The following is a 26,328-nucleotide window of genomic DNA, read 5'->3' as shown; positions in this document are numbered from 1 at the left end:
CGAGGGTCAGGAGCGGCCCAGGTCCTTGTTGATGAACTCGAACAGTTCCTCGTCGGACGCGCCGTCGAAGACGCTCGCCGGGCTGTCCACCGCCTCCTCGTTCTCCCACTTGGCCAGCAGCGCCTGGACGCGGACCTTGACCTTGGCGCGGGTCAGCTCGTCGGTGGCGGCCGCCGACAGCACGGCCTCCAGCCGGTCCAGCTCGCCGAACACCGACGCGACGCCGTCCTCGCCGCCCAGCTCCCGGCCCAGGTGCGCGGCCAGGTCCTGCGGGGTCGGGTAGTCGAACACCAGCGACGCGGCCAGCTTCAGCCCGGTCCCGGCGGTCAGCCGGTTGCGGAGCTCGACCGCGGTCAGCGAGTCGAAGCCCAGCTCGGTGAACGCCTTGTCCGGCCCCACCGCCGCCGTGCCGCGGTGCCCGAGCACCAGCGCGACGTCGGTGCGGACCAGCTCCAGCAGCGTCCGCCGCCGGCCGGCCTCGTCCAGCTCCGCGAGCTTGCCGCGCAGCTCGGCGCCGGTGTCGGCCTCCTCGGCGACCTCCACCTCGAGGACCGCCCGCACCTCCGGCAGGTCCGCGATGAACGCGTTCGGCCGCAGCGCGGTGAAGCCGGGTGCGAACTTCGCCCAGTCGACGTCGGCCACCGTGACGGCCGCCTCGCCGTGGTCGACGGCCTGGGTCAGCGCCGCGACGGCCAGGTTCGGATCGAGCGCGGGGAGGCCGCGGCGACGCAGCTGCTCCTCGTGCTCCCCCTCGGCCGCCATGCCGCCGCCACCCCACGGGCCCCACGCGATCGACGTCGCGGCCAGGCCGGCCGCCCGCCGCCGCTGCGCTAGGGCGTCGAGGGCCGCGTTCGCCGCCGCGTACCCGGACTGGCCGCTGCCACCCCAGGTCGCCGCGACCGACGAGAACAGCACGAACGCGTCCAGCTCGCCGAACAGCTCGTCCAGCGCGAGCGCGCCCGTCACCTTCGCGTCCACCACGGAGGCGAACTCCGCGACGCTGCTCGCCGCGATCGGCGTGCCCTGGCTGACCCCCGCGGCGTGCACGACCGCGCGCACCGGGGCGTCCAGCCCGCCGACGAGCGCGGCCAGCGCGTCCCGGTCCCCGACGTCGCACGCGGCGACGGTGACCTCGACGCCGGTCGCGACCAGCTCGGCCCGCAGCTCGTCGGCGCCCGGCGCGGCCGGGCCGCGCCGGCTGACCAGCACCAGGTGCTCGGCGCCGTGCTCGGCCAGCCACCGCGCCATCCGCGCACCGAGACCACCGGTGCCGCCGGTGACCAGCACCGTGCCGCGTGGCTGCCACGGCTCGGCCGACGTCGTGGGCAACGGCGCCCGCGCCAGGCGCCGGGCGAAGACGCCATCGGCCCGCACCGCCAGCTGGTCCTCCGCGCCGTCCCCGGCGAGCACGCCCGCCAGCAGTGCGGCGACGCGGTCGTCCAGCACCGCGGGCAGGTCGATCAGGCCACCCCAGCGGTCCGGGTGTTCCAAGGCCGCGACCCGGCCCAGACCCCAGACCTCGGCGCCGGCGATGTCGACGTGGTCGCCGTACACCGCGTCCCGCGTCACCGTCCACAAGGGAGCGTTGATCCCCGCCGCGCCGAGCGCCTGGATCAGCTCCAGGGTGCCCGCGACGCCGGTGGCGACCATGCCGTGCTCCGCGTGCGGCCGCGTGTCCACGGCCAGCAGCGAGAGCACCCCGGCGAGCGGGAGGCCGTCCGTGACCAAACCAGTGGTGCCGCGGACCGTGCGCACCTCGGCGCCGTGCGTCCGCAGCGCCTCGACGACCTGGCCGCACCACGCGACCTCCGTTTCCGGCAGGACGACCAGCCAACCGCCGGTGAACAGCGGCGGCTCCGGTTCGGCCACCGCGGTCCAGGACACCCGGTACCGCCAGTCGTCCAGTGTGGACAGTTCACGGCGTTGCCGCCGCCACCCGGACAGCACCGGCAGGAGCGTGCCGAGCGACGCGCGGTCGACACCCGCCGGGAGTGTCCCGGCCAGCTCGTCGACGTCCTCGCGCTCGACGGCCGCCCAGAACCGGTCCTCGGCGGCGTCCCGCGGCGCGGGTGCGGCCACCGGCTCCGGCCAGTAGCGCTCGCGCTGGAACGGGTAGGTCGGCAGCGCGACCACCCGGCCCGGCGTGAACAGCGCCGCCCAGTCCACGGCGACGCCGTTGACGTGAGCCGCGGCCACCGCGGTGAGTAGGGCCTCCGCCTCGGGACGGCCACGGCGGAGCGCCGGCACCACCACGGGCGTGCCGCCGTCGACCGCGGCGCAGTCCTGCGCCATCGCCGTCAGCACCCCGTCCGGGCCCAGTTCGACCACAGTGGACACCCCGGCGGCGAACACCGCGCGGATGCCGTCGGCGAAGCGGACCGCCGCGCGGACGTGCCGCACCCAGTAGTCCGCCGTGCGGAACTCGTCCGCCGTGACCGGCGCACCGGTCAAGGTGGACACCAGCGGCACGGTCGGCTCGTGGTAGTCGAGCCGCTGCGCGATCGCGGCGAACTCGGCCAGCATCGGCTCCATCCGCGGCGAGTGGAACGCGTGGCTGACGGTCAGCCGCTTCGTCTTGCGCCCCAGCGCGGCGAGCCGCGCCGCGACCTCGGCCACCGGTTCCTCGTCCCCGGCGATGACCACCGCGGCCGGGCCGTTGACCGCGGCGATCCCGACGACGTCCTCGAAGCCCGCCAGCAACGGCAGAACCTCCTCTTCGGACGCCTGGACCGCGACCATCGCGCCGCCCGAAGGCAGCTCCTGCATCAGCCGGCCGCGCGCGGCGACCAGCTCGACGGCGTCGGCCAGGGTCAGCACCCCGGCGACGTGCGCCGCGGCCAGCTCGCCGATCGAGTGGCCGACCAGGACGTCCGGCCGGACGTCCCAGCTCTCCAGCAGCCGGAAGAGCGCCACCTCCAGGGCGAACAGCGCGGGCTGGGTGTACACCGTGCGGTCGAGCAGGTCGTTCTCGGTGAACATGACCGTCCGCAGTGGACTGTCCAGCCGGGAGTCGAACGCGGCACAGATCTCGTCGAGCGCCGCGGCGAACACCGGGTACACCTCGTACAGCTCGCGGCCCATGCCGGCCCGCTGGCTGCCCTGCCCGGAGAAGGCGAACGCCAGGCCGCCCGGCCGGGCCTCCCCGCTCGTGACACCCGCCGCCGGGGCGCCGGACGCGACCGCGTCCAGCCCGGCGAGCAGCTCGTCGCGGTCACCCGCGAGCACCACGGCGCGGTGCTCGAAGACGGACCGGGTGGTGGCCAGCGCGTAGGCCAGCTCCGCCGGTTCGCCGTCGTGGTCACGCAGCCGGGACGCCTGCGCGGCGAGCGCGGCGGCGTCATGGCCGGAGAGCACGACCGGGACCACGGCCGGGCCCTGCACATCCGGCAGGGCCACGGATTCCGGAGCCTGCTCGATGACGACGTGCGCGTTGGTGCCGCTCACGCCGAACGACGAGACACCGGCCCGGCGCGCACGACCGGTCTCCGGCCACGCGCGCGGCTCGGTCAGCAGCTCGATCGCCCCCGCCGTCCAGTCCACCTGGGACGACGGCGCGTCGACGTGCAGCGTCTTCGGGAGCTGCCCGTGCTGCATGGCCAGCACCATCTTCATCACCCCGGCCACCCCGGCGGCCGCCTGCGTGTGCCCGATGTTGGACTTCAGCGAGCCCAGCAGCAACGGCGTCTCCCGGTCCTGGCCGTAGGTCGCCAGCAGGGCCTGCGCCTCGATCGGGTCGCCGAGCTTCGTGCCGGTGCCGTGTGCCTCGACCGCGTCGACGTCCGAAGTGGACAGACCGGCGGCGGACAGGGCTTGGCGGATCACCCGCTGCTGCGAGGGACCGTTCGGCGCGGTCAGGCCGTTGGACGCGCCGTCCTGGTTGACCGCGCTGCCGCGGACCACCGCGAGCACCGGGTGACCGTTGCGCCGGGCGTCGGAAAGCCGTTCCAGCAGGAGCATTCCGGCGCCTTCACCCCACCCGGTGCCGTCGGCGGCCTCGGCGAAGGACTTGCAGCGGCCGTTCATCGCGAGCCCGCGCTGCCGCGAGAACTCGACGAACACCCCCGGCGTCGACGTGACGATCACGCCGCCCGCCAGCGCCAGCGAACACTCACCGGCCCGCAGCGCCTGCGCCGCGAGGTGCAGCGCCACCAGCGAAGACGAGCACGCCGTGTCGACCGTGACCGCCGGGCCTTCGAGCCCGAAGGTGTAGGACAGCCGGCCGGAGACGACGCTCGCCGCGGTGCCGGTGGCCAGGTAACCCTCGGCCTCCTCGGTGCCGGCGAGCAGTGTGCCGTAGTCCTGGCCGCTGGTGCCGGCGAACACGCCGGTCCGGCTGCCGCGCACCGACTGCGGGTCGATCCCGGCCCGCTCGAACGCCTCCCAGGTGATCTCGAGCAGCAGGCGCTGCTGCGGGTCCATCGCCAGCGCTTCCCGCGGGCTGATCCCGAAGAACGCCGGGTCGAACTCGCCCGCACCGGCCAGGAAGCCGCCTTCGCGGATGTAGCACGTGCCGCTGTGGTCGGGATCCGGGTTGTAGAGCGCGTCCAGGTCCCAGCCGCGGTCGGCCGGGAACGGCGTGATCGCGTCCGTGCCCTCCGACACCAGCCGCCACAGGTCTTCCGGCGTCGTGACGCCACCCGGGAAGCGGCAGCTCATCGCCACGATGGCGATCGGGTCGTCGTCGGTCGCGGTCGGCGTGATGACGTCGTCCGCCTCGTCGCCGCGCAGGTGCGCGGCGAGCACGGCCGGGGTCGGGTAATCGAACACGAGCGTCGAGGGCAGCGTCTGCCCCGTCGCCGCGCTGACCCGCTTGGCCAGCTCGACCGCGGTCAGCGAGTCGAAGCCCAGCTCGCGGAACGGCAGGTCCGGTTCGACCTCGGCGGCCGAGCGGTAGCCGAGCACGGCCGCCACCTCGGCGCGCACCAGGTCGAGCATTGCCCGGGTGTCGCGTCGCTTGGGACGTTCCACTGTGGACACTTCCGCCCGGCGACGCGGGACGGTCACCAGGGAGCGCAGCATCGGCGGCACTTCACCGGTGAGACTTGCCCGCAGGGCAGGCAGGTCCAACTTGATCGGCACGAGCACGGCGTCCCTTGTGGACACCGCCGTGTCGAACAACGCCATGCCGTCCGCGACGGACAGGACCCCGATCCCGGCTTCGGTCATCCGCCGCAGGTCCGCGGCGGTGAGCCGGGCCGCCATGCTGCCGGCGCCGGACCACATGCCCCAGGCCAGCGACGTCCCGGGCAGCCCGGTGTTCCGGCGGCGCTGCATCAGCGCGTCGAGGAACACGTTCGCCGCCGCGTAGCTCGCCTGCCCGGCCCCGCCGAGCACCCCGGCAGCCGAGGAGAAGACGACGAACGCCGTCAGCTCCCGGCCGGCGGTGAGCTCGTGCAGGTGCCAGGCCGCGTCCACCTTGGGCCGCAGCACGGTGGTGACGCGCTCCGGCGTCAGGGACGCCAGCACGCCGTCGTCGAGCACACCCGCGGTGTGCACCACGGCGGTGAGGTCGGTGATCCCGTCGAGCAGGGCCGCCGCGGCTTCGCGGTCGGCGACGTCGCAGGCCACGACGTCCACCTCGGCACCCGCGGCGACCAGCTCTTCGGCCAGTTCGGCCGCGCCCGGCGCGTCGGGCCCGCGGCGGCTGGTGAGCACCAGCTTGCGCACGCCCTGGGTCGCGACCAGGTGTTTCGCCAGCTCGGCACCCAGCGCGCCGGTGCCGCCGGTGACCAGGACTGTGCCCTCGCCGAGCGTCTGCGCTTCGGCCGCGACGGCCGCCCGCACCAGCCGCGGTGCGAACAGCTTCCCGTCGCGGGCGACCACCTGCGGTTCCCCGGTGGCGACGGCCGCGGCCACCGCCTCCGTGTCATCGGTGTCGACCAGCACGAACCGGCCGGGCTGCTCGGACTGCGCCGAACGGACCAGGCCCCAGACCGCGGCACCCGCGAGATCGGCACCGGCGTCCGGCCCGGCCGCACCCCGCGTCACGACGACCAGGTTCTCGCCGGTCTGCAGCTTCGCGAGCACGTCGGCGACGATCCGGTGGACGTCCTCCGGCGACTCGCCTTCCGGCACCTGGTAGACCTCCTTCACCTCACCGATCGGGCCCGCTTGGACGGGCACCCAGTCGATGCGGAACAGCGAGTCGACGGTCTTGACGGACTCCGTCGGCCGCAGCGTCACCGCGTCGGCGGTGACCACGGCCGTGCCTTCCGCGTCGACCGCGTGCAGCGAAACCGTGTCGTCACCCAGGTCCGTCAGGCGGACCCGCAGGTCACGGGCACCCGAGGCGTGCAGCGCGAACCCGGCCAGGGCGACCGGCGAAAGGCCGCCGAACGCCGCGTCGAGCAGCGCCGGGTGCAGGCCGAACCGCCCGGGCTCGACACCTTCCGGCAGCGACACCTCGACGACGTCCTCGTCCGTCCACTCGGGAACCTTCGGCAGCACGACCCCGAGCACACCTTCGGCGTGCCGGACCCACGTGCCACCGTCTTCCGGTCGCGAGTGGACGGTCACGTCCCGGCGGCCGGAGCCGTCCGGCTCGCCGACCCACACCTGCAGCTGGAGCGCCCCACGCTCGGGGAGCACGAGCGGCGCGTCGACGGACAGCCGTTCGACCAGCCCGCAGCCCGCCTCGTCCGCGGCCCGCGAGACCAGCTCGGCGAACACCGAACCCGGTGCCGCACCGCCCAGGAGCTGCGCGGACAGGCGCCCGGTGAGCAGGAACCCGTCCCCGTCGGCCCGGGCCACGGCCGCCCGCAGCAGCGGGTGCCGGGTGGCGCCGAGACCGGCGGCCGTGACGTCGCCGCCCGCGCCCGTCTGCAGCCAGAAGCGCTGCCGCTGGAACGGGTACGTCGGGAGGTCGACCCGGCGCCGGGCGGCGGTGCCGAACACCGCGGCCCAGTCCGGCTCGACGCCGTGGACGTGCGCGCCGAGCACCGCGGTCAGCAGTGCCTCGGGCTCGGCCCGGCCGGCCCGCAGGGCGGGGACGAACTCGCCGTCGGCGCTGGCCTGGGCCATCGCGGACAGCACGCCGTCCGGGCCCAGCTCCACGAACACCGAGACGCCACTCGCGGCGAGCGTCCGGACGCCGTCGGCGAACCGCACCGCCTCACGCACGTGCCGCACCCAGTAGTCCGCGGTGAACTCGGTGATCAGCTCACCGGTGACGTTCGAGATGACCGGGACCGTCGGCGCCGCGTAGGACAGCGTCTCCGCCACGGCCCGGAACTCGGCCAGCATCGGGTCCATCAGCGGCGAGTGGAACGCGTGGCTCACGACCAGCCGCTTGGTCTTGCGGTCACCGAACTGCGCCGCGACCGCCAGCACGGCGTCTTCCTCGCCGGAGACGACCGTCGAGTCCGGGCCGTTCAGCGCGGCGATGCTCACCGCGTCCGACAGGTGTGGCGTGATTTCGGCTTCGGTCGCCTGGATGGCGATCATCGCGCCGCCCTCCGGCAGCGCCTGCATCAACCGGCCGCGGGCGGCGACCAGCGTCACCGCGTCCGCCAGCGAGAGGACCTCGGCGACGTGCGCCGCGGCCAGCTCGCCGATCGAGTGCCCGGCCAGGAAGTCCGGCTGGAACCCGAAGTGCTCGAAGAGCCGGAACAGCGCCACTTCCAGGGCGAACAACGCCGCCTGGGTATAGCCGGTGCGGTCCAGTGGCTCGCCGTCCTCGAACAGCACTGTCCGCAAGGGACGGTCGAGGTGCGCGTCGAACTCGGCGCACACCGCGTCCAGCGCGTCGGCGAAGACCGGGAACGCGTTGTACAGCTCGCGCCCCATACCGGTCCGCTGGCTGCCCTGGCCGGTGAAGAGGAAGGCCAGCTGCCCGCGGTCGCGGGCGACCCCGCTCAGCACGCCGGGGGCCGTGCCGTCCTCGGCCAGCGCGGTCAGCGCCGTCCGCAGGCCGTCGTGATCGGTGGCCAGCAGGGCCGCGCGGTGGTCGAGCGCGGACCGGGTCGTGGCCAGGGCGTACCCGAAGGCGTCCAGGTCCGCTGTATCCGCGGCGGCCAGCGAAGCCGCTTGGGCCCGCAGCGCGGTGGCCGTCCGTCCGGAAAGGACGATCGGCACCGGCAGCGGCGACTCGACCACCGCGGCCGGTTCCTCGGCGGGAACGGCCTCGATGATCGCGTGCGCGTTGGTGCCGGAGACACCGAACGCGGACACCCCGGCCCGGCGCGGCGCACCGGTCTCCGGCCACGGGCGGGCCGCGGTGAGCAGCTCGACCGCACCGGCCGTCCAGTCGACCTGGGTCGACGGCTCGTCGACGTGCAGGCTGGCCGGCAGCACCCCGTGCCGCATGGCCTGGACCATCTTGATCACACCCGCGACACCCGCCGCGGACTGCGTGTGCCCGATGTTGGACTTCAGCGAACCCAGCCACAGCGGCTCGGACCGGTCGCGGCCGTAGGTCGCCAGCAGCGCCTGCGCCTCGATCGGGTCGCCGAGCCGGGTACCGGTGCCGTGCGCTTCCACCACATCGACGTCCGATGTGGACAGTCCGGCGTTGGCCAGCGCCTGGCGGATCACCTTCTGCTGCGCGGGACCGTTGGGGGCGCTGAGGCCGTTGGACGCACCGTCGGAGTTCACCGCGGAGCCCCGCACGACCGCCAGGACCTGGTGCCCGTTGCGCCGAGCGTCGGACAGCCGCTCCAGCAGGAGCAGGCCGACACCCTCGGACCAGCCGGTGCCGTCCGCCGCCTCGGCGAAGGGCTTGCACCGGCCGTCGGCGGCCAGGCCGCGCTGCCGGGCGAACTCGACGAACCCGCCCGGGTCGGCCATCACGGCCACACCGCCGGCGAGAGCCATCGAGCACTCGCCGGACCGCAGGGCCTGCGCCGCCCAGTGCAGCGCGACCAGGGACGACGAGCACGCGGTGTCGAGCGTGACCGCCGAGCCCTCGAGCCCGTAGGAGTAGGCCAGCCGTCCGGAAAGGACACTGCCGACGTTGCCGGTCAGCATGTGGCCCTCGACGCCGTCGGGCAGCTCACCGGCGCCCGCGCCGTACCCGGAGGCCGCCGCGCCGAGGAACACACCCGTCCGGGTGCCGCGCAGGGTCCGCACGTCGATGCCGGCGCGCTCGAAGACCTCCCACGACGTCTCCAGCAGCAGCCGCTGCTGCGGGTCCATCGCCAGGGCTTCGCGCGGGCTGATCCCGAACAGGCCGGGGTCGAACTCGCCGGCGTCGTGGACGAAACCGCCTTCCTTGGTGTAGGTCGTGCCCGCGTGCTCCGGGTCCGGGTGGTACAGCGAGTCCAGGTCCCAGCCGCGGTCGGCCGGGAAGGGCCCGATCGCGTCGTCACCGGCCGCGACCAGCCGCCAGAGGTCCTCGGGCGAGCGGACGCCGCCGGGGAACCGGCAGCCCATCGCGACGATCGCGATCGGCTCGTCGGACCCGGTGGTGACGACCGCGGTCGTGGTCGTCTCCGGCTCGGCGCCGAGCAGCTCGCCCAGCAGGAACGTGGTCAGGTCGAGCGGGGTCGGGTAGTCGAACACCAGGGTCGCGGGCAGCTTGAGGCCGGTGGCCGCGACCAGGCGAGTACGCACCTCGACCGCGGTGACCGAGTCGAAGCCCAGCTCACGGAACGCCCGGGCGGGCGGGACGGCGTCGGTGCCGGTGTGCCCGAGCACCGCGGCCGCCTCGCCGCGGACCAGGTCGAGCAGGACGCGCTTGCGTTCTGCCGAAGGCAGTTCGGCAAGTCGTCCAGCCAGTCCACTGTGGACCGGTTCGGTTGCCGCGGTGTCCAAAGCGGACACTTCGGGCAGGTCGGCGATCAGCGGACGCGCTCGCAGCGCCGTGAACGCGGGCGCGAACTTCGCCCAGTCCACGTCGGCCACCGCGAGGAACGTCTCGTCGGCGTCGAGGGCCTGCTGCAGCACCGAGATCGCCAGCTCCGGCGCCATCGGCCGCAGCCCCCGCCGGCGCATCTGCTCGCCGGCCTCGCCTTCGGCCATGCCGCCCTCGGCCCACGCGCCCCAGGCCACCGAGGTGGCCTGGGCACCGCGGGCGCGGCGCTGTTCGGCGAAGGCGTCGAGGAAGGCGTTGGCCGCGGCGTACGCGCCCTGGCCACCGCCGCCCCAGACCCCGGCGTTGGAGGAGAAGAGCACAAACGCGTCCAGCTCGGTGTCCTGGAGCGCCCGGTCGAGGTTGACCGCGCCCGCGACCTTGGCGGCCGCGTTGACCGCGAGGTCGGCGGCGCCGGTTTCGGCCAGCGGCGGCGAGACCCCGACCCCGGCGGCGTGCAGCACCGCGGTGAACCGGTGCTCGGCGGTGAGGCGTCGCACCGACTCGAAGTCGGCGACGTCGCACGGGTCGACGGTGACCCGGGCGCCGAGCCCGGTCAGCTCCTCGACCAGCTCTTGTGCGCCAGGCGAGTCGAGACCGCGGCGACTGGTGAGCACCAGGTGCTCGGCGCCGTGCCGGGCCAGCCAGCGCGCGATCTGCGCGCCGACCGCGCCGGTGCCACCGGTGACGAGCACCGTGCCACGCGGAGTCCAGCCGGTGATCGCCGGCCGCTCGGCGAGCGGAGCGCGCACCAGGCGGCGGGCGAAGACGCCGGACGGGCGCACCGCCACCTGGTCCTCGTCCGTGGTGCCGGCAAGCACCGCGGCCACCCGGGCCGAGGCCCGCGGGTCGAGGTCTTCCGGCAGGTCGAGCAGGCCACCCCAGCGTTCGGGGTGCTCCAGCCCGGCGACCCGGCCGAGGCCCCAGACCTGCGCCTGGACGGCCGAGGTCAGCCGGTCGGACCGGCCTGCGGAGACGGCACCGCGAGTGGCGAGCCACAGCGGAGCCGCGACACCGTCCAGTGCCCGGATGAGTGCGGCGGTCAGCGCGAGCCCGGCCGGGACGACGGGGTGCTCGGGGTCGGGGCGCTCGTCGAGCGCCAGGAGGGACAGGACACCGCGGACCTGCAGCGCCTCGGCATCTGTGCCCAGCTCGGCACCGTCAGCGGCCGAGGTGACCGCATCGCCCGACGGGCCGTTGTCAGCGGCCGGCGTGGCCGACTCGTCCGCCAGACCGCCGTCGGCGACCGTGCGTGCACCATGGGCAGCCAGCAACGCAGCCAGTTCCTCGGCCGAGGTGCCCGGTTCCACCGGGACCACGTGCGGCCGGGCACCATGCGCGGTCAGCAGCGCGGTGACCGCCTCGATCTCGGCGTGCGCACCTGCCGGGACCGGCACCAGCCAGTCGCCGTCCAACTCCGCGGCCGAGATGTCCAGCGAAGTCCAGGCGATCCGGTACCGCCACTTGTCCACAGTGGACTTGTCGCGGCGGTTGCGGCGCCAGGTCGACAACACAGGCAGCGCGGCCCGCAACGTCTCCTCGTCGGTGCCGTCGATCTCCAACGCGGCCGCGACGGCGGCCGGGTCGTCGCTGTCGACGGCGTCCCAGAAGGAGCTGTCGGCGAACCCGTCACCCGAAACGACCGTCTCGGCCAGTTCCGGCCAGAAGCGGCTGCGCTGGAAGGCGTAGGTCGGCAGGTCGATCCGCCGACCACCGCTGAACACGGTGTCCCACGCCACCTGCGCGCCGCCCGTGTGGGCCTGGGCGAGCGAGGTGAGCACCCGGGCGAAGCCGCCCTGGTCTCGGCGCAGGGTGCCGGTGACCGTCGCGGGCACACCCGCGTCCTCGAGGATGTCCTGCAGGCCGGTGGCGACCACCGGGTGCGGGCTGACCTCGACGAACACGTCGTGGCCGTGCCCGGCCAGTGCCTCGATCGCGTCGGTGAAGCGCACCGTCTGGCGCAGGTTCCGGTACCAGTACCCGGCGTCGAGGCCGGAATCGAGCAGTGAGCCGGTCACCGTCGAGTAGAACGGGATCGCCGCCGGGCGCGGGCGCACCGGGGCTAGCACGTCCAGGAGTTCCGTCTCTAGGGACGCGACGTGCGCCGAGTGGGACGCGTAGTCCACCGGGATCCGCTTGGCCCGGATCTCCTGCTCCTCGCAGCGGGCGAGGAACTCGTCCAGGGCGTCGGCGTCACCCGAGACCACGGTCGCCCGCGGCCCGTTGACGACGGCGATCGAGATCCGGTCGCCCCACGGCTCAAGCGAAGCGGCGACCTCCTCCGGCGGGAGCGGCACGGAGACCATGCCACCGCGTCCGGCCAGCGCGAGAATCGCCTTGCTGCGCAACGCGACCACCAGCGCACCGTCCTCAAGGGACAGTGCACCCGCGACGACCGCTGCGGCGATCTCACCCTGCGAGTGGCCGACCACCGCGGCCGGCTCGACGCCGTGGTGGCGCCAGACCGCGGCCAGCGAGACCATCATCGCCCACAGCGCGGGCTGGACGACGTCGACGCGCTCCAGCGGTTCCGCCGCACGCAGGACGTCCAGCAGCGACCAGTCGACGAACGGCGCCAGCGCCTCGGCGCATTCGGCCATCCGCGCGGCGAAGACCGGGGAGGTCTCCAGCAGCTCGACGGCCATCCGCGGCCACTGCGAACCCTGGCCCGGGAAGACGAACGCGACCTTCCCGGTGCCCGCCAGGCCGTGCACGGCGTTGGCGGGCTCGCCCGCGGCCAGCGCGGCGAGACCCGTGCGGGCCTCGTCGGCGTCCCGGGCGAGCAGAACGCTCCGGTGCTCCATCCGGTGGCGGCACTGAATCAGCGAAAGTGCCACATCGGTCATGCGCGGCGGGTCGACTTCGAACAGCTCCAGCAGACGACCCGCCTGGGCGCGGACGCCGTCGGCGGTCTTCGCCGAAAGCACCAGCGGGACCAGGACGTCCTTGCCTGCGGGAACCTCGAAAGAGGCCGGTGCCTGCTCGATGATCGTGTGCGCGTTGGTGCCACTGAACCCGAACGACGACACCGCCGCGCGGCGCGGCCGGTCCACCGACGGCCAGGGCCGGGCCTCGGTGAGCAGTTCCACCGCGCCCGCGGTCCAGTCGATGTGCCCCGACGGCTCGGAGACGTGCAGCGTCTTCGGCAGGGTGCTGTGCCGCATCGCCATGACCATCTTGATGATGCCGCCGACGCCGGCCGCGGCCTGGCTGTGGCCGAGGTTCGACTTCAGCGAGCCGAGCCACAGCGGGTCACCGGTGCGGTCGGCACCGTAAGTGGCCAGCAGCGCCTGTGCCTCGATCGGGTCGCCCAGCGACGTCCCGGTTCCGTGCGCCTCGACCGCGTCGACGTCCGAAGTGGACAGACCGGCGTCGGCGAGGGCCTGGCGGATCACGCGTTGCTGCGACGGGCCGTTCGGCGCGGTCAGGCCGTTGGACGCGCCGTCCTGGTTGATCGCGGTGCCGCGCACGACGGCGAGCACCGGGTGCCCGTTGCGCTGAGCGTCGGACAGCCGTTCCAGCAGGATCATGCCGGCGCCTTCGGCCCAGCCGGTGCCGTCGGCGTCCGCGGAGAACGCCTTGCATCGGCCGTCCGGCGAAAGCCCCCGCTGCTTGCTGAACTCGATGAACGCGGCGGGCGTCGACATCACCGTGACGCCGCCGGCCAGGGCCATCGTGCACTCGCCGTTGCGCAGGGCCTGCGCCGCGAGGTGCAGCGCCACCAGCGAAGACGAGCACGCGGTGTCCACCGTGACCGCCGGGCCCTCGAGTCCGAAGTGGTAGGACAGCCGCCCGGTGACGACGCTGCCCGAGTTGCCGGTGCCGAGGTGCCCGGCCACGTCGTCCTTCGAACGCTCGAGGAGGCTGACGTAGTCGTGGTACATCAGGCCGGCGAACACGCCGGTCCGGCTGCCGCGCACGGCATCCGGGTCGATCCCGGCCCGCTCGAAGACCTCCCACGACGTCTCCAGCAGCATCCGCTGCTGCGGGTCCATGGCGAGCGCCTCACGCGGGCTGATCCCGAAGAACTCGGGGTCGAACTCGGTGACGTCACGCAGGAATCCGCCGTGGCGGGTGTAGCTCGTCCCCGGGCGCGCAGAGTCGGGGTCGTACAGCGCGTCGAGGTCCCAGCCGCGGTCCGCGGGCATCGGCCCGATCGCGTCCTGCCCGGACTCGACCAGCGCCCACAGCTGCTCGGGGCTGGTGATGCCGCCCGGGAAGCGGCAGCTCATCGCCACGATGGCGATCGGTTCGTCGTCCCGCGCCACCACCTCGGCGACGGCCTCCTCTTCGACGCCGAACAGGCGTCCGACGATCTCTTCCGCCAGGGCCGACGGCGTCGGGTGGTCGAAGATCAGCGTCGCGGGCAGCCGCAGCCCCGTGGCCGCGTTGAGCCGGTTGCGCAGCTCGATCGCGGTCAGCGAGTCGAAACCGAGCTCGGTGAACGCCCGGGTCGCGCCGACGGCGGCGGCCGAGGCGAACCCGAGCACCGCGGCGACCTCGTCGCGGACCAGGTCGAGGATCCCGTCCTGGCTCAGCCGCGAGCCGGTGACGGCGACCGCGGTCCGCCGGAGCGGGGCGGTCACCAGGCCGCGCAGCAGCGGCGGCACCTGGCCGGACGCCCGCACGGCGGCGAGGTCCAGCCGGATCGGCACCAGCACGGCGTCCTCTCCGGACAGACCGGCACCGAACAACGCAAGACCGTCCTCAGTAGACAGCGCGGCGACACCCGCACCGGCCAGCCGGTCCAGGTCCGTGTCGCCGAGGTGCCCGGCCATGCTCGTGCCGGTCGCCCACAGGCCCCAGGCCAGCGACGTCGCGGGCAGCCCGGCCGCTCGGCGCCGGGTGGCCAGTGCGTCGAGGAAAGCGTTTGCGGCGGCGTAGTTGCCCTGCCCCGCGCCGCCGAACACGCCGGCCGCGGAGGAGAACAGCACGAACGCGTCGAGGTCCGAGGTCAGCTCGTGGAGGTTCCACGCGGCGTCGACCTTCGGCCGCAGCACCGCGTCGAGCCGCTCGGGCGTCAGCGACGACAGCACGCCGTCGTCGAGGACACCGGCCGCGTGCACCACGGCCTTGAGGTCGGTGATCCCGGCCAGCAGCGCGGCCAGTGCGTCGCGGTCGGCCGCATCGCAGGCCACGATGTCGACCTCGGCACCGGCGGTGACCAGGGCGTTCCGCAGTTCCGCGGCGCCCGGGGTGGCCGGGCCACGGCGGCTGGTCAGCACCAGCCGCCGGACACCGCATTCGGTGACCAGGTACTCCGCCACCGCGGCGCCGAGCGCGCCGGTGCCGCCGGTGAGCAGGACCGTGCCGTCGGTGGTGAACGCCGGTGCGGACACCGTCGCCCGGGCCAGCCGCGGCGCGTACAGCTTGCCGTCGCGGACCGTCACCTCGGGCTCGCCGGACGTCAGCGCGGCCCGCAGGTCCTCGGGTCCGGCTTCGACGTCCAGGCTGACCAGCGCGAACCGGTCCGGGTGCTCGGTACGGGCCGAGCGGACCAGGCCGTGGACGGCGGCCGCGGCGAGGCTGTCGCCCCGCGTGACGATCGCGAGCCGTGCGTCTTCCGGCTTGGTCAGCCAGTCCTGCAGGACGCCCAGGACGCGGTGGGTGGCCGCGCGGACGTCGTCCGGAGTGTCTCCCGTGCCGGTCTGGTCGTCCACCTCCCAGTCCGTTGTGGACTGTCCACCGGGGACTTCCACCAGGTTGATGCGGAACAGCGACTCGGGCCGCTTCGCGACGTCTTCCATCGCCATCGGGCGCAGCACCAGCGACTCGGCCGACACCACAACCGCGCCGGACTCGTCGGTGGCGGTCAGCGACACCGCGTCCGGACCTGCCTTCGCCAGCCGGACCCGCAGCGTGCGGGCCCCTTCGGCATGCAGGCCGACACCCGCCCACGAGAACGGCAGGCGGGCCCGGTCGTCGTCGAGCAGGTCGCCCAGGCCGACCGCGTGCAGCGCCGCGTCGAGCAGCGCCGGGTGCACGCCGAAGCCGGTGACCTCGACGTCCTCGGGCAGGCTGACCTCGGCGAACACCTCGCCGTCACGCTGCCAGGCCGCGGTCAGGCCCTGGAACGCCGGGCCGTAACCGAAGCCGGCGGCGGCCAGGTCGTCGTACCGCGTGCCGACGTCGACCGGCTGCGCGGCGGGCGGCCACTCGGTGAGCGTCTCGGGGACCGCCGGGGCGTCGGCGGCGAGCAGGCCGCCGGCGTTGCGGGTCCACGGCAGGTCGGCCGCGTCCTCGGCCCGCGAGTACAGCGTCAGCTCGCGGCGCCCGGCCGCGTCCGCCGCGCCGGCCCACAGCTGGACCTGCACCGCGCCGCGCTCCGGGAGCACCAGCGGGGCCTCGATGGTCAGCTCCTCGACCTGACGGCACCCGGCGAGGTCGGCCGCGCGCACCGCGAGCTCGACGAACGCCGTGCCCGGCACGAGGATCGCGCCGCCCACCGCGTGCTCGGCCAGCCACGGGTGGGTCTGCGTGGACAGCCGGCCGGTGAGCAGGAACCCGTCACCGTCGGCGCGGCTGACCGCCGCGCCGAGCAGCGGGTGTTCCGCCGCACCCAGGCCGAGACCGGTGGCGTCGCCCGTGGCGTTGCCCGGCCGCGGCCAGTACCGCACCCGCTGGAACGGGTAGGTCGGCAGGTCGACCCGCGCGGCCACCGGGTACAGGGCCGTCCAGTCGACGGCCGTGCCGTGGACGTGCGCCTCGGCGAGCGCTGTGACCAGGGTGCCCGGCTCGGGACGGCCCTTGCGCAGCGCGGGCGCGAAGATCGCGTCCGGCAGGAGTTCGCGGCCGAGCGCGGACAGCACGCCGTCCGGGCCCAGCTCGACGAACGTCGTGACACCACGGGCTTCCAGCGTCCGGATCGCGTCGGTGAACCGGACGGCGTTGCGGACCTGGCCGACCCAGTAGTCCGGGGTGGACGGTTCGGCCGTGCCGCCGGTGGTGACCAGCGGGATCCGCGGCTCGTGGTAGGTCACCGTCTCGACGACGGCGCGGAAGCCGTCCAGCATCGCGTCCATGTGGGGCGAGTGGAACGCGTGGCTCACGGTGAGCCGCTTGGTCTTGCGGCCCTTGAACTGCTCGGCGATGGCCAGCACCGCGTCCTCGTCGCCGGAGACCACAGTGGACTCGTCGCCGTTGAGGGCCGCGATGCTTACACGGTCGGACAGGTGTGGCGTGATCTCGGCTTCGGTCGCCTGGATCGCGACCATCACGCCGCCGGCGGGGAGCGCCTGCATGAGGCGACCCCGGGCGGAGACCAGCCGCACCGCGTCGGTCAGGGAGAACACCCCGGCCGCGTGGGCGGCGGCCAGCTCGCCGATCGAGTGCCCGGCCAGCGAGCCGGGTGTGACGCCGAAGCTCTCGAAGAGCCGGAACAACGCCACTTCCAGCGCGAACAGGTTTGCCTGGGCGTACTGCGTCTCGTCGACGTCACCGCCGTCGAGGTCGAAGTCGAACTCGGCCCGCACCGCGTCGAACGCCGCCGCGAACACCGGGAACGCCTGGTACAGCTCACGGCCCATGCCGGCCCGCTGGCTGCCCTGCCCGGTGAAGAGGAACGCCGTGCCGCCGTCGGTGGCCTCACCGGTGATGGCACCGGAGAGCCCCGCCAGACCGGCCGGGTCGAGGACGACAGCGCGGTGCTCGAACAGCGAGCGCCGGGTGACGAGCGCCGAACCCACCTCGACGGCGTCCACTGTGGTCAGCGCCGTGCGCAGCCGTTCGGCCTGCTCCCGCAGGGCTTCCGGCGTCCGCGCCGAGAAGACCAGCGGGGTGACGACCGGAGCCGGCACCTCGACCGGTGCGGTCACCGGCGCCTGCTCGATGATCACGTGGGCGTTGGTGCCGCTGAACCCGAACGACGACACGCCCGCACGGCGGGTCCGGCCGGTGTCCGGCCACTCCCGCGTCTCGGTCAGCAGCTCGACCGCGCCGGACGCCCAGTCGACGTGCGGTGACGGCTCGGTGACGTGCAGCGTCTTCGGCAGGACGCCGTTGCGCAGCGCCTGCACCATCTTGATCACACCGCCGACACCGGCGGCCGCCTGGCTGTGCCCGATGTTGGACTTGAGCGAGCCCAGCCACAGCGGGTCACCCGCACGCTCGGCACCGTAGGTCGAGAGCAGCGCCTGCGCCTCGATCGGGTCGCCCAGCGACGTGCCCGTGCCGTGCGCCTCCACTGCGTCGACGTCCGAAGTGGACAGACCGGCGTCGGCGAGGGCCTGGCGGATCACGCGTTGCTGCGACGGGCCGTTCGGCGCGGTGAGACCGTTGGACGCACCGTCCTGGTTGATCGCACTGCCGCGGACCACCGCCAGCACCGGGTGTCCGTTGCGCTGCGCGTCGGAGAGACGCTCCAGCAGGATCATGCCCGCGCCCTCGGACCAGCCCGTGCCGTCGGCGTCGGCGGAGAACGCCTTGCAGCGGCCGTCGGCCGAAAGCCCGCGCTGGCGCGAGAACTCCAGGAACGCGCCCGGCGTCGCCATCACCGTGGCACCACCGGCCAGGGCCATCGTGCACTCGCCGTGCCGCAGGGCCTGGACCGCCCAGTGCAGGGCGACCAGGGACGACGAGCACGCGGTGTCGATGGTCACCGCCGGGCCCTCAAGCCCGAAGGTGTAGGACACGCGGCCGGAGGCGACGCTGCCCGCGTTGCCGGTGCCGAGGTGGCCGACGTAGTCCTCCGGCGCGGCCTCGAGCAGGTTGGCGTAGTCGTGGTACATGATCCCGGCGAACACGCCGGTCCGGCTGCCCCGCAACGCTTCCGGCGCGATGCCGGCGCGTTCGATGGCCTCCCAAGACGTCTCCAGCAGCAATCGGTGCTGCGGGTCCATCGTGACCGCTTCCCGCGGCGAGATGCCGAAGAACTCGGGGTCGAAGTTCGCCGCGTCGCGCAGGAACCCGCCCTCGCGGGCGTAGCTCGTGCCGACGTGGTCGGGGTCCGGGTGGTACAGCCCTTCGACGTCCCAGCCGCGATCGACGGGGAACGGCGTCATGCCGTCCACTCCCCCGGCGACCAGGTCCCACAGCTCTTCCGGGGTCGTGACGCCGCCGGGGAACCGGCAGCTCATCGCGACGATGGCGATCGGTTCGTCCACCGACAACACGGTGTTGACCTCGGCCGGACCATCCACTCCGAACAGTTCGTCCGCGAGGTACGCGGCCAGCGCGTCCGGGGTCGGGTAGTCGAAGATCAGCGTGGCGGGCAGCCGCAGGCCGGTCGCCGTGTGCAGCTTGTTGCGCAGTTCGATCGCGGTCAGCGAGTCGAAGCCGAGCTCGGTGAACGTCCGAGCGGCGCCGACCGCGTCCGCCGAAGCGAACGCGAGCACCTGCGCGACTTCGGTCCGGACCAGGTCGGACAGCGCCCGTTCCCGCTCGGCAGCGTCGAGGGCACCGAGGCGCTGCTCCAGCGACGCGGTGACGGTCGAGACCGCCGCCCGCCGCTTCGGCGTGGGTACCAGCCCCCGCAGCAGCGACGGCACGGCACCCCGGGCCCGGATCGCGGCCAGGTCCAGCCGGACCGGCACCAATGCGGCGTCCCCTGTGGACAGCGCGGCGTCGAACAGCGTCAGGCCGTCCTCGGTGGACAGTGCGCCGATGCCGGCGGCGGACATCCGCCGCAGGTCGGCCTCGGCCAGGTCGGCCGCCATGCTGTCGTCGCCGGCCCACAGGCCCCACGCGAGTGAGGTCGCGGCCTGCCCGGCCGCGTGCCGGCGGTGCGCCAGCGCGTCCAGGTAGGCGTTCGCGGCCGAGTAGCTCCCCTGGCCCGCGCCGCCGAACACCCCGGAAGCCGAGGAGAACAGCACGAACAGGGAGGCGTCGCCGGCCAGCTCGTGGAGGTTCCACGCGGCGTCGACCTTGGGTCGCAGCACGGCGTCGACGCGCTCGGGGGTGAGCGACGCCAGCACGCCGTCGTCGAGGACCCCGGCCGCGTGCACGACGCCGGTCACGGGGTGCTCGGCCAGCAGTGCGGCCAGGGCGTCCCGGTCCGCGACGTCGCAGGCCGCGACGGTCACGTCCGCGCCGAATTCGGTCAGCTCGGCGGTCAGGTCGGAGAGGGAGTCCGCGGTGGCGGACCGGCTGACCAGCAGCAGGTGCCGCGCGCCGTGTTCGGCGAGCCGGCGGGCGAAGACCGCGCCGAGCGCGCCCGTCGCGCCGGTGACCAGCACCGTTCCGTCGAACGCCGCGGGCTCGTGGTCCGCGACCGCGGCCCGGGCCAGCCGCGGCGCGAGCACTGCTCCGCCGCGAACGGCGAGTTGCGGTTCGCCGGAGGTCAGTACGCCCGGAAGCTCGGCCAGGTCGGCCGCCGCGTCGAGGTCGACCAGCGTGAACCGGCCGGGCTGCTCGGCCTGGGCCGCGCGGACCAGGCCCCAGACGGCGGCACCGGCGAGGTCCGGGGCGTCGCCGGCCAGCACCGCGGCCGCGCCGCGGGTGACGACGGCCAGCCGGCCGTCCAGGTCGGCCTGCCGCTGGAGCGCGTCGAGCACGAGGTGCACGGCCGCGCGGACCTCGTCCGGCGTTTCCCCGCGCGGCACCAGCAGCACCGGGGTGTCCGGGTCGGTGCCGCCGGGTACGGCGACGGCCGTCCAGTCCACTGTGTACAGCGACTGGCGGACGACGTCGTCGACCGGAACACCCGAAACCGGGCGCAGGGAAAGGGATTCGACCGACAGCACCGGCTCGCCGGCGGTGTCGGCGGCGTGCACGGACACCGCGTCGGCGCCCGCGGCCGCCAGCCGGACCCGCAGCGTGCGGGCGCCGGTGGCGTGCAGCGTGATGCCGGCCCAGCTGAACGGCAGCCGCGCCGTGCCGGTGTCCTCGACGAACGCGCCGAGCCCGACCCCGTGCAGGGCCGCGTCGAACAGCGCCGGGTGCAGGCCGAACCCGGTGACGTCGGTGTCTTCCGGCAGCGTGACCTCGGCGAACACCTCGCCGTCCCGTCGCCAGGCCGTGGTCAGGCCCTGGAAGACCGGGCCGTAACCGAGCCCGCCCGCCAGCAGGCCTTCGTACAGCGCGGAGACGTCGACCGGTTCGGCACCGGACGGCGGCCACTCGGCCGCGAACGGCGTCGCGGCCACCGCGCCGGGAGCCAGTTCCCCGGTGGCGTGCCGCACCCAGGGTGCGTCGCCGACGCGGGAGTGCACGACGAGCGAGCGGTGGCCCGACTCGTCTTCCGCACCGAGCGAGACCTGGACGACCACGCCGTCAGCCGGAACGACCAGCGGCGCTTCGAGGACCAGTTCCTCGACACGGTCGCAGCCGGCCGGTTCGCCGGCGTGCAGCGCCAGGTCGGCGAAGGCCGTCCCGGGCAGCACGACGACGTCGCGCACGGTGTGCTCGGCCAGCCACGGGTGGGTCTTGAGCGAGAGCCGCCCGGTGAGCAGGAACCCACCGTCGTCGGCCCGGGCGACCGCCGCACCCAGCAGCGGGTGGTCCGCCGCGCCGAGGCCGGCCGCGGTCAGGTCCCCGGTGCGGGTGCCCGGCTTCGGCCAGTACAGCTCGCGCTGGAAGGCGTAGGTCGGCAGGTCGACGTGCTGCCCGGCGCCGCCGAGGACGGCGGCCCAGTCGACGTCGGCGCCGTGGGCGTGCGCGGTCCCGAGAGCGGTGACCGCGGTCAGCGCCTCCGGCCGGCCCTTGCGCAGGGCCGGGACGAAGGACGCGCCGGGGACGATCTCCTGGCCGAGCGCGGACAGCACGCCGTCCGGGCCCAGCTCGACGAACGTCGTGACGCCCTGGGCCGCGGCCGTGCGGATGCCGTCGAGGAAGCGGACGGCCTCCCGGACGTGCCGCACCCAGTAGTCCGCGTCGAACGCTGTGACCAGCTCGCCGGTCACGTTCGAGACGACCGGGATGACCGGCCGACCGTACGACAGCGACTCGGCGATACCGCGGAACTCGTCGAGCATCGGGTCCATCAGCGGCGAGTGGAACGCGTGGCTGACCTTGAGCCGCTTGGTCTTACGCCCCTTGAACTTCCGCGCGACCGCCCGCACGGCCTTCTCGGTACCGGAGATCACGGTCGAGTCCGGGCCGTTCAGCGCGGCGATGCTCACCGCGTCCGAGAGGTGTGGCGTGATCTCGTCCTCGGTGGCCTGGATCGCCAGCATCGCGCCGCCTTCCGGCAGCGCCTGCATGAGCCGGCCGCGCGCCGACACCAGCGTCACGGCGTCGGACAGGGACAGCACGCCCGCGACGTGCGCGGCCGCCAGTTCGCCGATCGAGTGGCCGACCAGCACGGCCGGCCGCAGGCCCCACGACTCGTAGAGCCGGAACAGCGCGACTTCCAGGGCGAACAGGGTCGCCTGGGTGTACTGCGTCCGGTCGATGTCCCCGTCGAGATCGAGTTCGGCGGCGATCGCGTCGAAGGCCGTCGCGAACGCGGGGTACGTCGCGTACAGCTCGCGGCCCATGCCGAGCCGCTGGCTGCCCTGGCCGGTGAACAGGAACGCCGTCCCGCCCGTCCCGGCTTCGACGGCCTCGGCCGTGGCCAGGCCGGTCAGCAGCTCGTCGGGGCCGGTGCCGGTGATGACGGCCCGGTGCTCGAACCGCGTGCGGACGTGCAGCGAAGCCGCGACGTCCGCCGGTTCGAACCCAGCCGACAGGTGCTCACGCAGTCGCGCGGCCTGCTCGGCCAGCGCCGCCGGCGACTTCGCCGACAGCACCAGCGGGACCACCGCCGGCGCCGGGACCTGCGGTTTCGGTGCGGGTTCCGGGGCCTGCTCGATGATCGCGTGGGCGTTGGTGCCGCTGAACCCGAACGACGACACCGCCGCGCGGCGCGCCCGTCCGGTCACCGGCCAGGCCCGCGCCTCGGTCAGCAGCTCGACCGCGCCCGACGCCCAGTCGACGTGCGGCGACGGCTCGTCGGCGTGCAGCGTCTTGGGCAGTTCGCCGCTGCGCAGCGCCATGACCATTTTGATCACGCCACCGACACCCGCGGCGGCCTGGCTGTGCCCGATGTTCGACTTGAGCGAGCCGAGCCACAGCGGGTCGCCGGTGCGCTCGGCACCGTAGGTCGCGAGCAGCGCCTGGGCCTCGATCGGGTCGCCCAGCGACGTCCCGGTGCCGTGCGCCTCGACGGCGTCCACATCGGACGGTGCGAGACCGGAGTTGGCCAGCGCCTGCCGGATCACCCGCTGCTGCGAGGGACCGTTCGGCGCGGTCAGGCCGTTCGATGCGCCGTCCTGGTTGATGGCGCTGCCGCGGACGACCGCCAGCACGGGGTGGCCGTTGCGCTGCGCGTCGGAGAGACGCTCCAGCAGGATCATGCCCGCGCCTTCGGACCAGCCGGTGCCGTCGGCGTCGGCGGAGAACGCCTTGCAGCGGCCGTCGGCGGCGAGGCCGCGCTGGCGCGAGAACTCGATGAACGCGTTCGGCGTCGCCATGACCGTGACACCACCGGCGAGCGCCATGGTGCATTCGCCGTTGCGCAGCGCCTGAAGCGCCCAGTGCAGCGCGACCAAAGAGGACGAACAGGCGGTGTCCACCGTGACCGCCGGGCCTTCCAGCCCGAAGGTGTAGGCGACCCGGCCGGAGGCGATGCTGCCCGCGTTGCCGGTGCCGAGGTGGCCTTCGTAGTCCTCGTCCGCGCCGTCGAGCAGCGCGGAGTAGTCGTGGTACATCACGCCGGCGAAGACGCCGGTTTTGCTGCCGCGCAACGCTTCCGGCGCGATGCCGGCCCGTTCGAAGGCCTCCCACGACGTCTCCAGCAGCAACCGGTGCTGCGGGTCCATCGTGACCGCCTCGCGCGGCGAGATCCCGAAGAACACCGGGTCGAAGCCGCCCGCGTCGTGCAGGAACCCGCCTTCGCGCGAGTAGCTGGTGCCGGGGTGGTCGGCGTCCGGGTGGTACAGCGCGTCGAGGTCCCAGCCGCGGTTGTCCGGGAACGTCGTGATGGCGTCCCCGCCGGCCGCGACGAGGTTCCACAGCTGCTCGGGTGTCGTGACGCCGCCGGGGTACCGGCAGCTCATCGCGACGATGGCGATCGGGTCGTCGGACCCGGTGGCCGCGACGACCTCGACGGTTTCTTCGCCGCCGAACAGTTCGGTGTGGACGTGCCCGGCGAGCGCGTCCGGGGTCGGGTAGTCGAACACCAGCGTCGCGGGCAGCCGCAGGCCGGTGGCCGCGTGCAGGCGGTTGCGCAGTTCGATCGCGGTCAGCGAGTCGAACCCGGCGTCGCGGAACGCCTTGGCCGGGTCGACCTCGTCACCCGAGTCGTAGCCGAGCACGCCCGCGACCTCGCCGCGGACCAGCGTGACCAGCCTCTCGAGCTGCTCGTCGGCGGCCAGCCCGGACAGGGTGTCGGCGAACGCCCCGGCCGCGCCGGTCGTCGCCGCGACCCGCCGTGCCGGTGCGCGGACCAGGCCCCGCAGCAGCGGCGGGACCTCGCCGGTGGCGGCGCGGATGGCCGCCGGGTCGAGGTGCACCGGCAGCAGGACCGCGCGGTCCGTCGCCAGCGCCGCGTCGAACAGCGCCAGTCCGTCCTCTGTGGACAGTGGGGCGGTGCCGGCCCGGACCAGCCGGGCGACGTCGGCCTCACTGAGGCTGCCCGCCATGCCGCCGTCCCACAGGCCCCAGGCCAGCGACGTCGCCGGCAGTCCGGCCGCACGCCGCTGCTCGGCGAGCGTGTCGAGGTAGGCGTTGGCCGCGGCGTAGTTCGCCTGCCCCGCGCCGCCAAAGGTGCCGGCGACCGAGGAGAACAGGACGAACGCGTCGAGGTCGGTGGTCAGGTCGTGCAGGTTCTGCGCCGCGTCCGCCTTGACGGCCAGCACGGCCGCGAGGCGTTCGGGCGTCAGGGACTCGACGAGGCCGTCGTCGAGGACACCGGCGCTGTGCACGACCGCGGTCACCCGGTGGCCGGACAGCAGGGCCGCGAGAGCGTCACGATCGGCGACGTCGCAGGCCGCGAGCGTCACCGACGCGCCGAGGTTCTCCAGCCGTTCGACGAGTTCGGGCGCGCCGGGCGCCTCCGCGCCGCGGCGGCTGGTGAGCAGCAAGTCGCGGACGTCGTGCCGGGTGACCAGGTGCTCGGCGAACAGCGCGCCGAGCGCCCCGGTGCCGCCGGTGACGAGAACGGTGCCGTCTCCGAAGTGGACGTCCGTTTCGGACAGCGCGGCCCGCGCGAGCCGGGGTGCGGTGAGCACACCGTCGCGGACCGCGATCTGCGGTTCGCCGGTGGCCACCGCGGCGTGCAGCTCCGCGGGACCGGCCGTCGCGTCCAGGTCGACCAGGACGAACCGGCCCGGGTGCTCGGCCTGCGCCGAGCGGACCAGGCCGTGGGCCGCCGCGGCGGCCGGATCGGCGTCGCGGGTCACGACGACGACCGTCGACTCGGTCGGCAGCCACGTCTGGACCACGTCGAGCGCGGACGCGGCGTCGGCGACCGGCGCGACGACCAAGCCGTCAACCTCCGGCCAGCCGTCCGGGACAGCCGTCTCCGGCGTCGGGACAGTTGTCCAGTCGAGCTGGAACAGCGAGCTTCGTGCGACCCCGCCGGCGAGCTGACCAGCGGAAACCGGTCGCAGCACCAGGGAGTCGGCCGAGAACACCGGCGCCCCGGCCGGGTCGGCGACGTGCACCGACACCGCCTCGGCACCGGTCGCGGCCAGGTGGACACGCAGGGCGCGGGCGCCGGACGCGTGCAGCGAGACGCCGGACCAGACGAACGGCAGGCGCGCGCCGCCCTCGGCCGGGAGCGCGCCGAGGCCGATGCCGTGCAGGGCCGCGTCGAGCAGCGCCGGGTGCAGGCCGAACCCGGAGAGTTCGGCGTCCTCGGGCAGGCTGACCTCGGCGAACACCTCGGTGCCACGGCGCCAGGCCGCGGTCAGGCCCTGGAACAGCGGGCCGTAGGCCAGGCCGGCCGACAGCAGGCCGTCGTAGAGCTCGGTGACGTCGACGGCCTCGGCGCCAGCAGGCGGCCACTCGGCCGGGGTCGCCGGGATCGGGGCACCGGTCGCGGCAAGCACACCACCGGCGTGGCGGACCCACGGTTCGCCGTCCGGTCGCGAGTGGACGGACAGGGTCCGGCGCCCGGAAGCGTCGGCCGCGCCGACGGTGATCTGGACGGCGACGCCGCCCTGCGCCGGGATGACCAGCGGCGCTTCGAGCGTCAGCTCTTCGAGGCGGTCGCAGCCGACCTCGTCACCCGCGCGGATCGCGAGCTCGACGAAGGCCGTCCCCGGCAGCACGGTGACGCCGTGCACCGCGTGCTCGGCCAGCCACGGGTGCGTCTGCGCGGACAGCCGCCCGGTGAAGAGCAGGCCGTCGCCTTCGGCCAGCTCGACCGACGCGCCCAGCAGCGGGTGGTCGGCCTTGCCGAGCCCGAGGCCGGAGGCGTCCGCGGCGGACGCCGCGCTGTGCAGCCAGTAGCGGCGACGACGGAAGGCGTAGGTCGGGAGGTCGATCGTGCGCGCCCCCGACCCGGCCCACAGGCGAGTCCAGTCGACGTCGGCACCGCGGACGTCGACCTCGGCCAGCGCCGTGAGCAGCGTCTCCGGCTCGGTCCGGCCCTTGCGCAGGGCTGGGACGAACGTCGCGGC

At 74.3% G+C, this 26,328-nt stretch carries 1 protein-coding gene (only partly in view); it reads right to left on the bottom strand.

Going from position 1 to position 26,328, the window contains the following annotated elements; all coding sequences use genetic code 11:
- Positions 1–6: 6 nt before the first annotated feature.
- Positions 7–26,328 carry the 3' portion of a type I polyketide synthase gene (locus tag ACIOD2_RS24015; RefSeq protein WP_400541872.1) on the bottom strand. It continues 20,931 nt past the right edge of the window, so only the last 26,322 of its 47,253 coding nucleotides appear in the window; the start codon falls outside the window, past its right edge — the gene reads right to left on this strand; the stop codon is at positions 7–9.

Origin of the sequence: Amycolatopsis sp. NPDC088138 (genome assembly GCF_044741685.1) — a bacterium.
GTDB lineage: Bacteria > Actinomycetota > Actinomycetes > Mycobacteriales > Pseudonocardiaceae > Amycolatopsis.
This window is presented reverse-complemented; position numbering and strand designations above follow the sequence as displayed.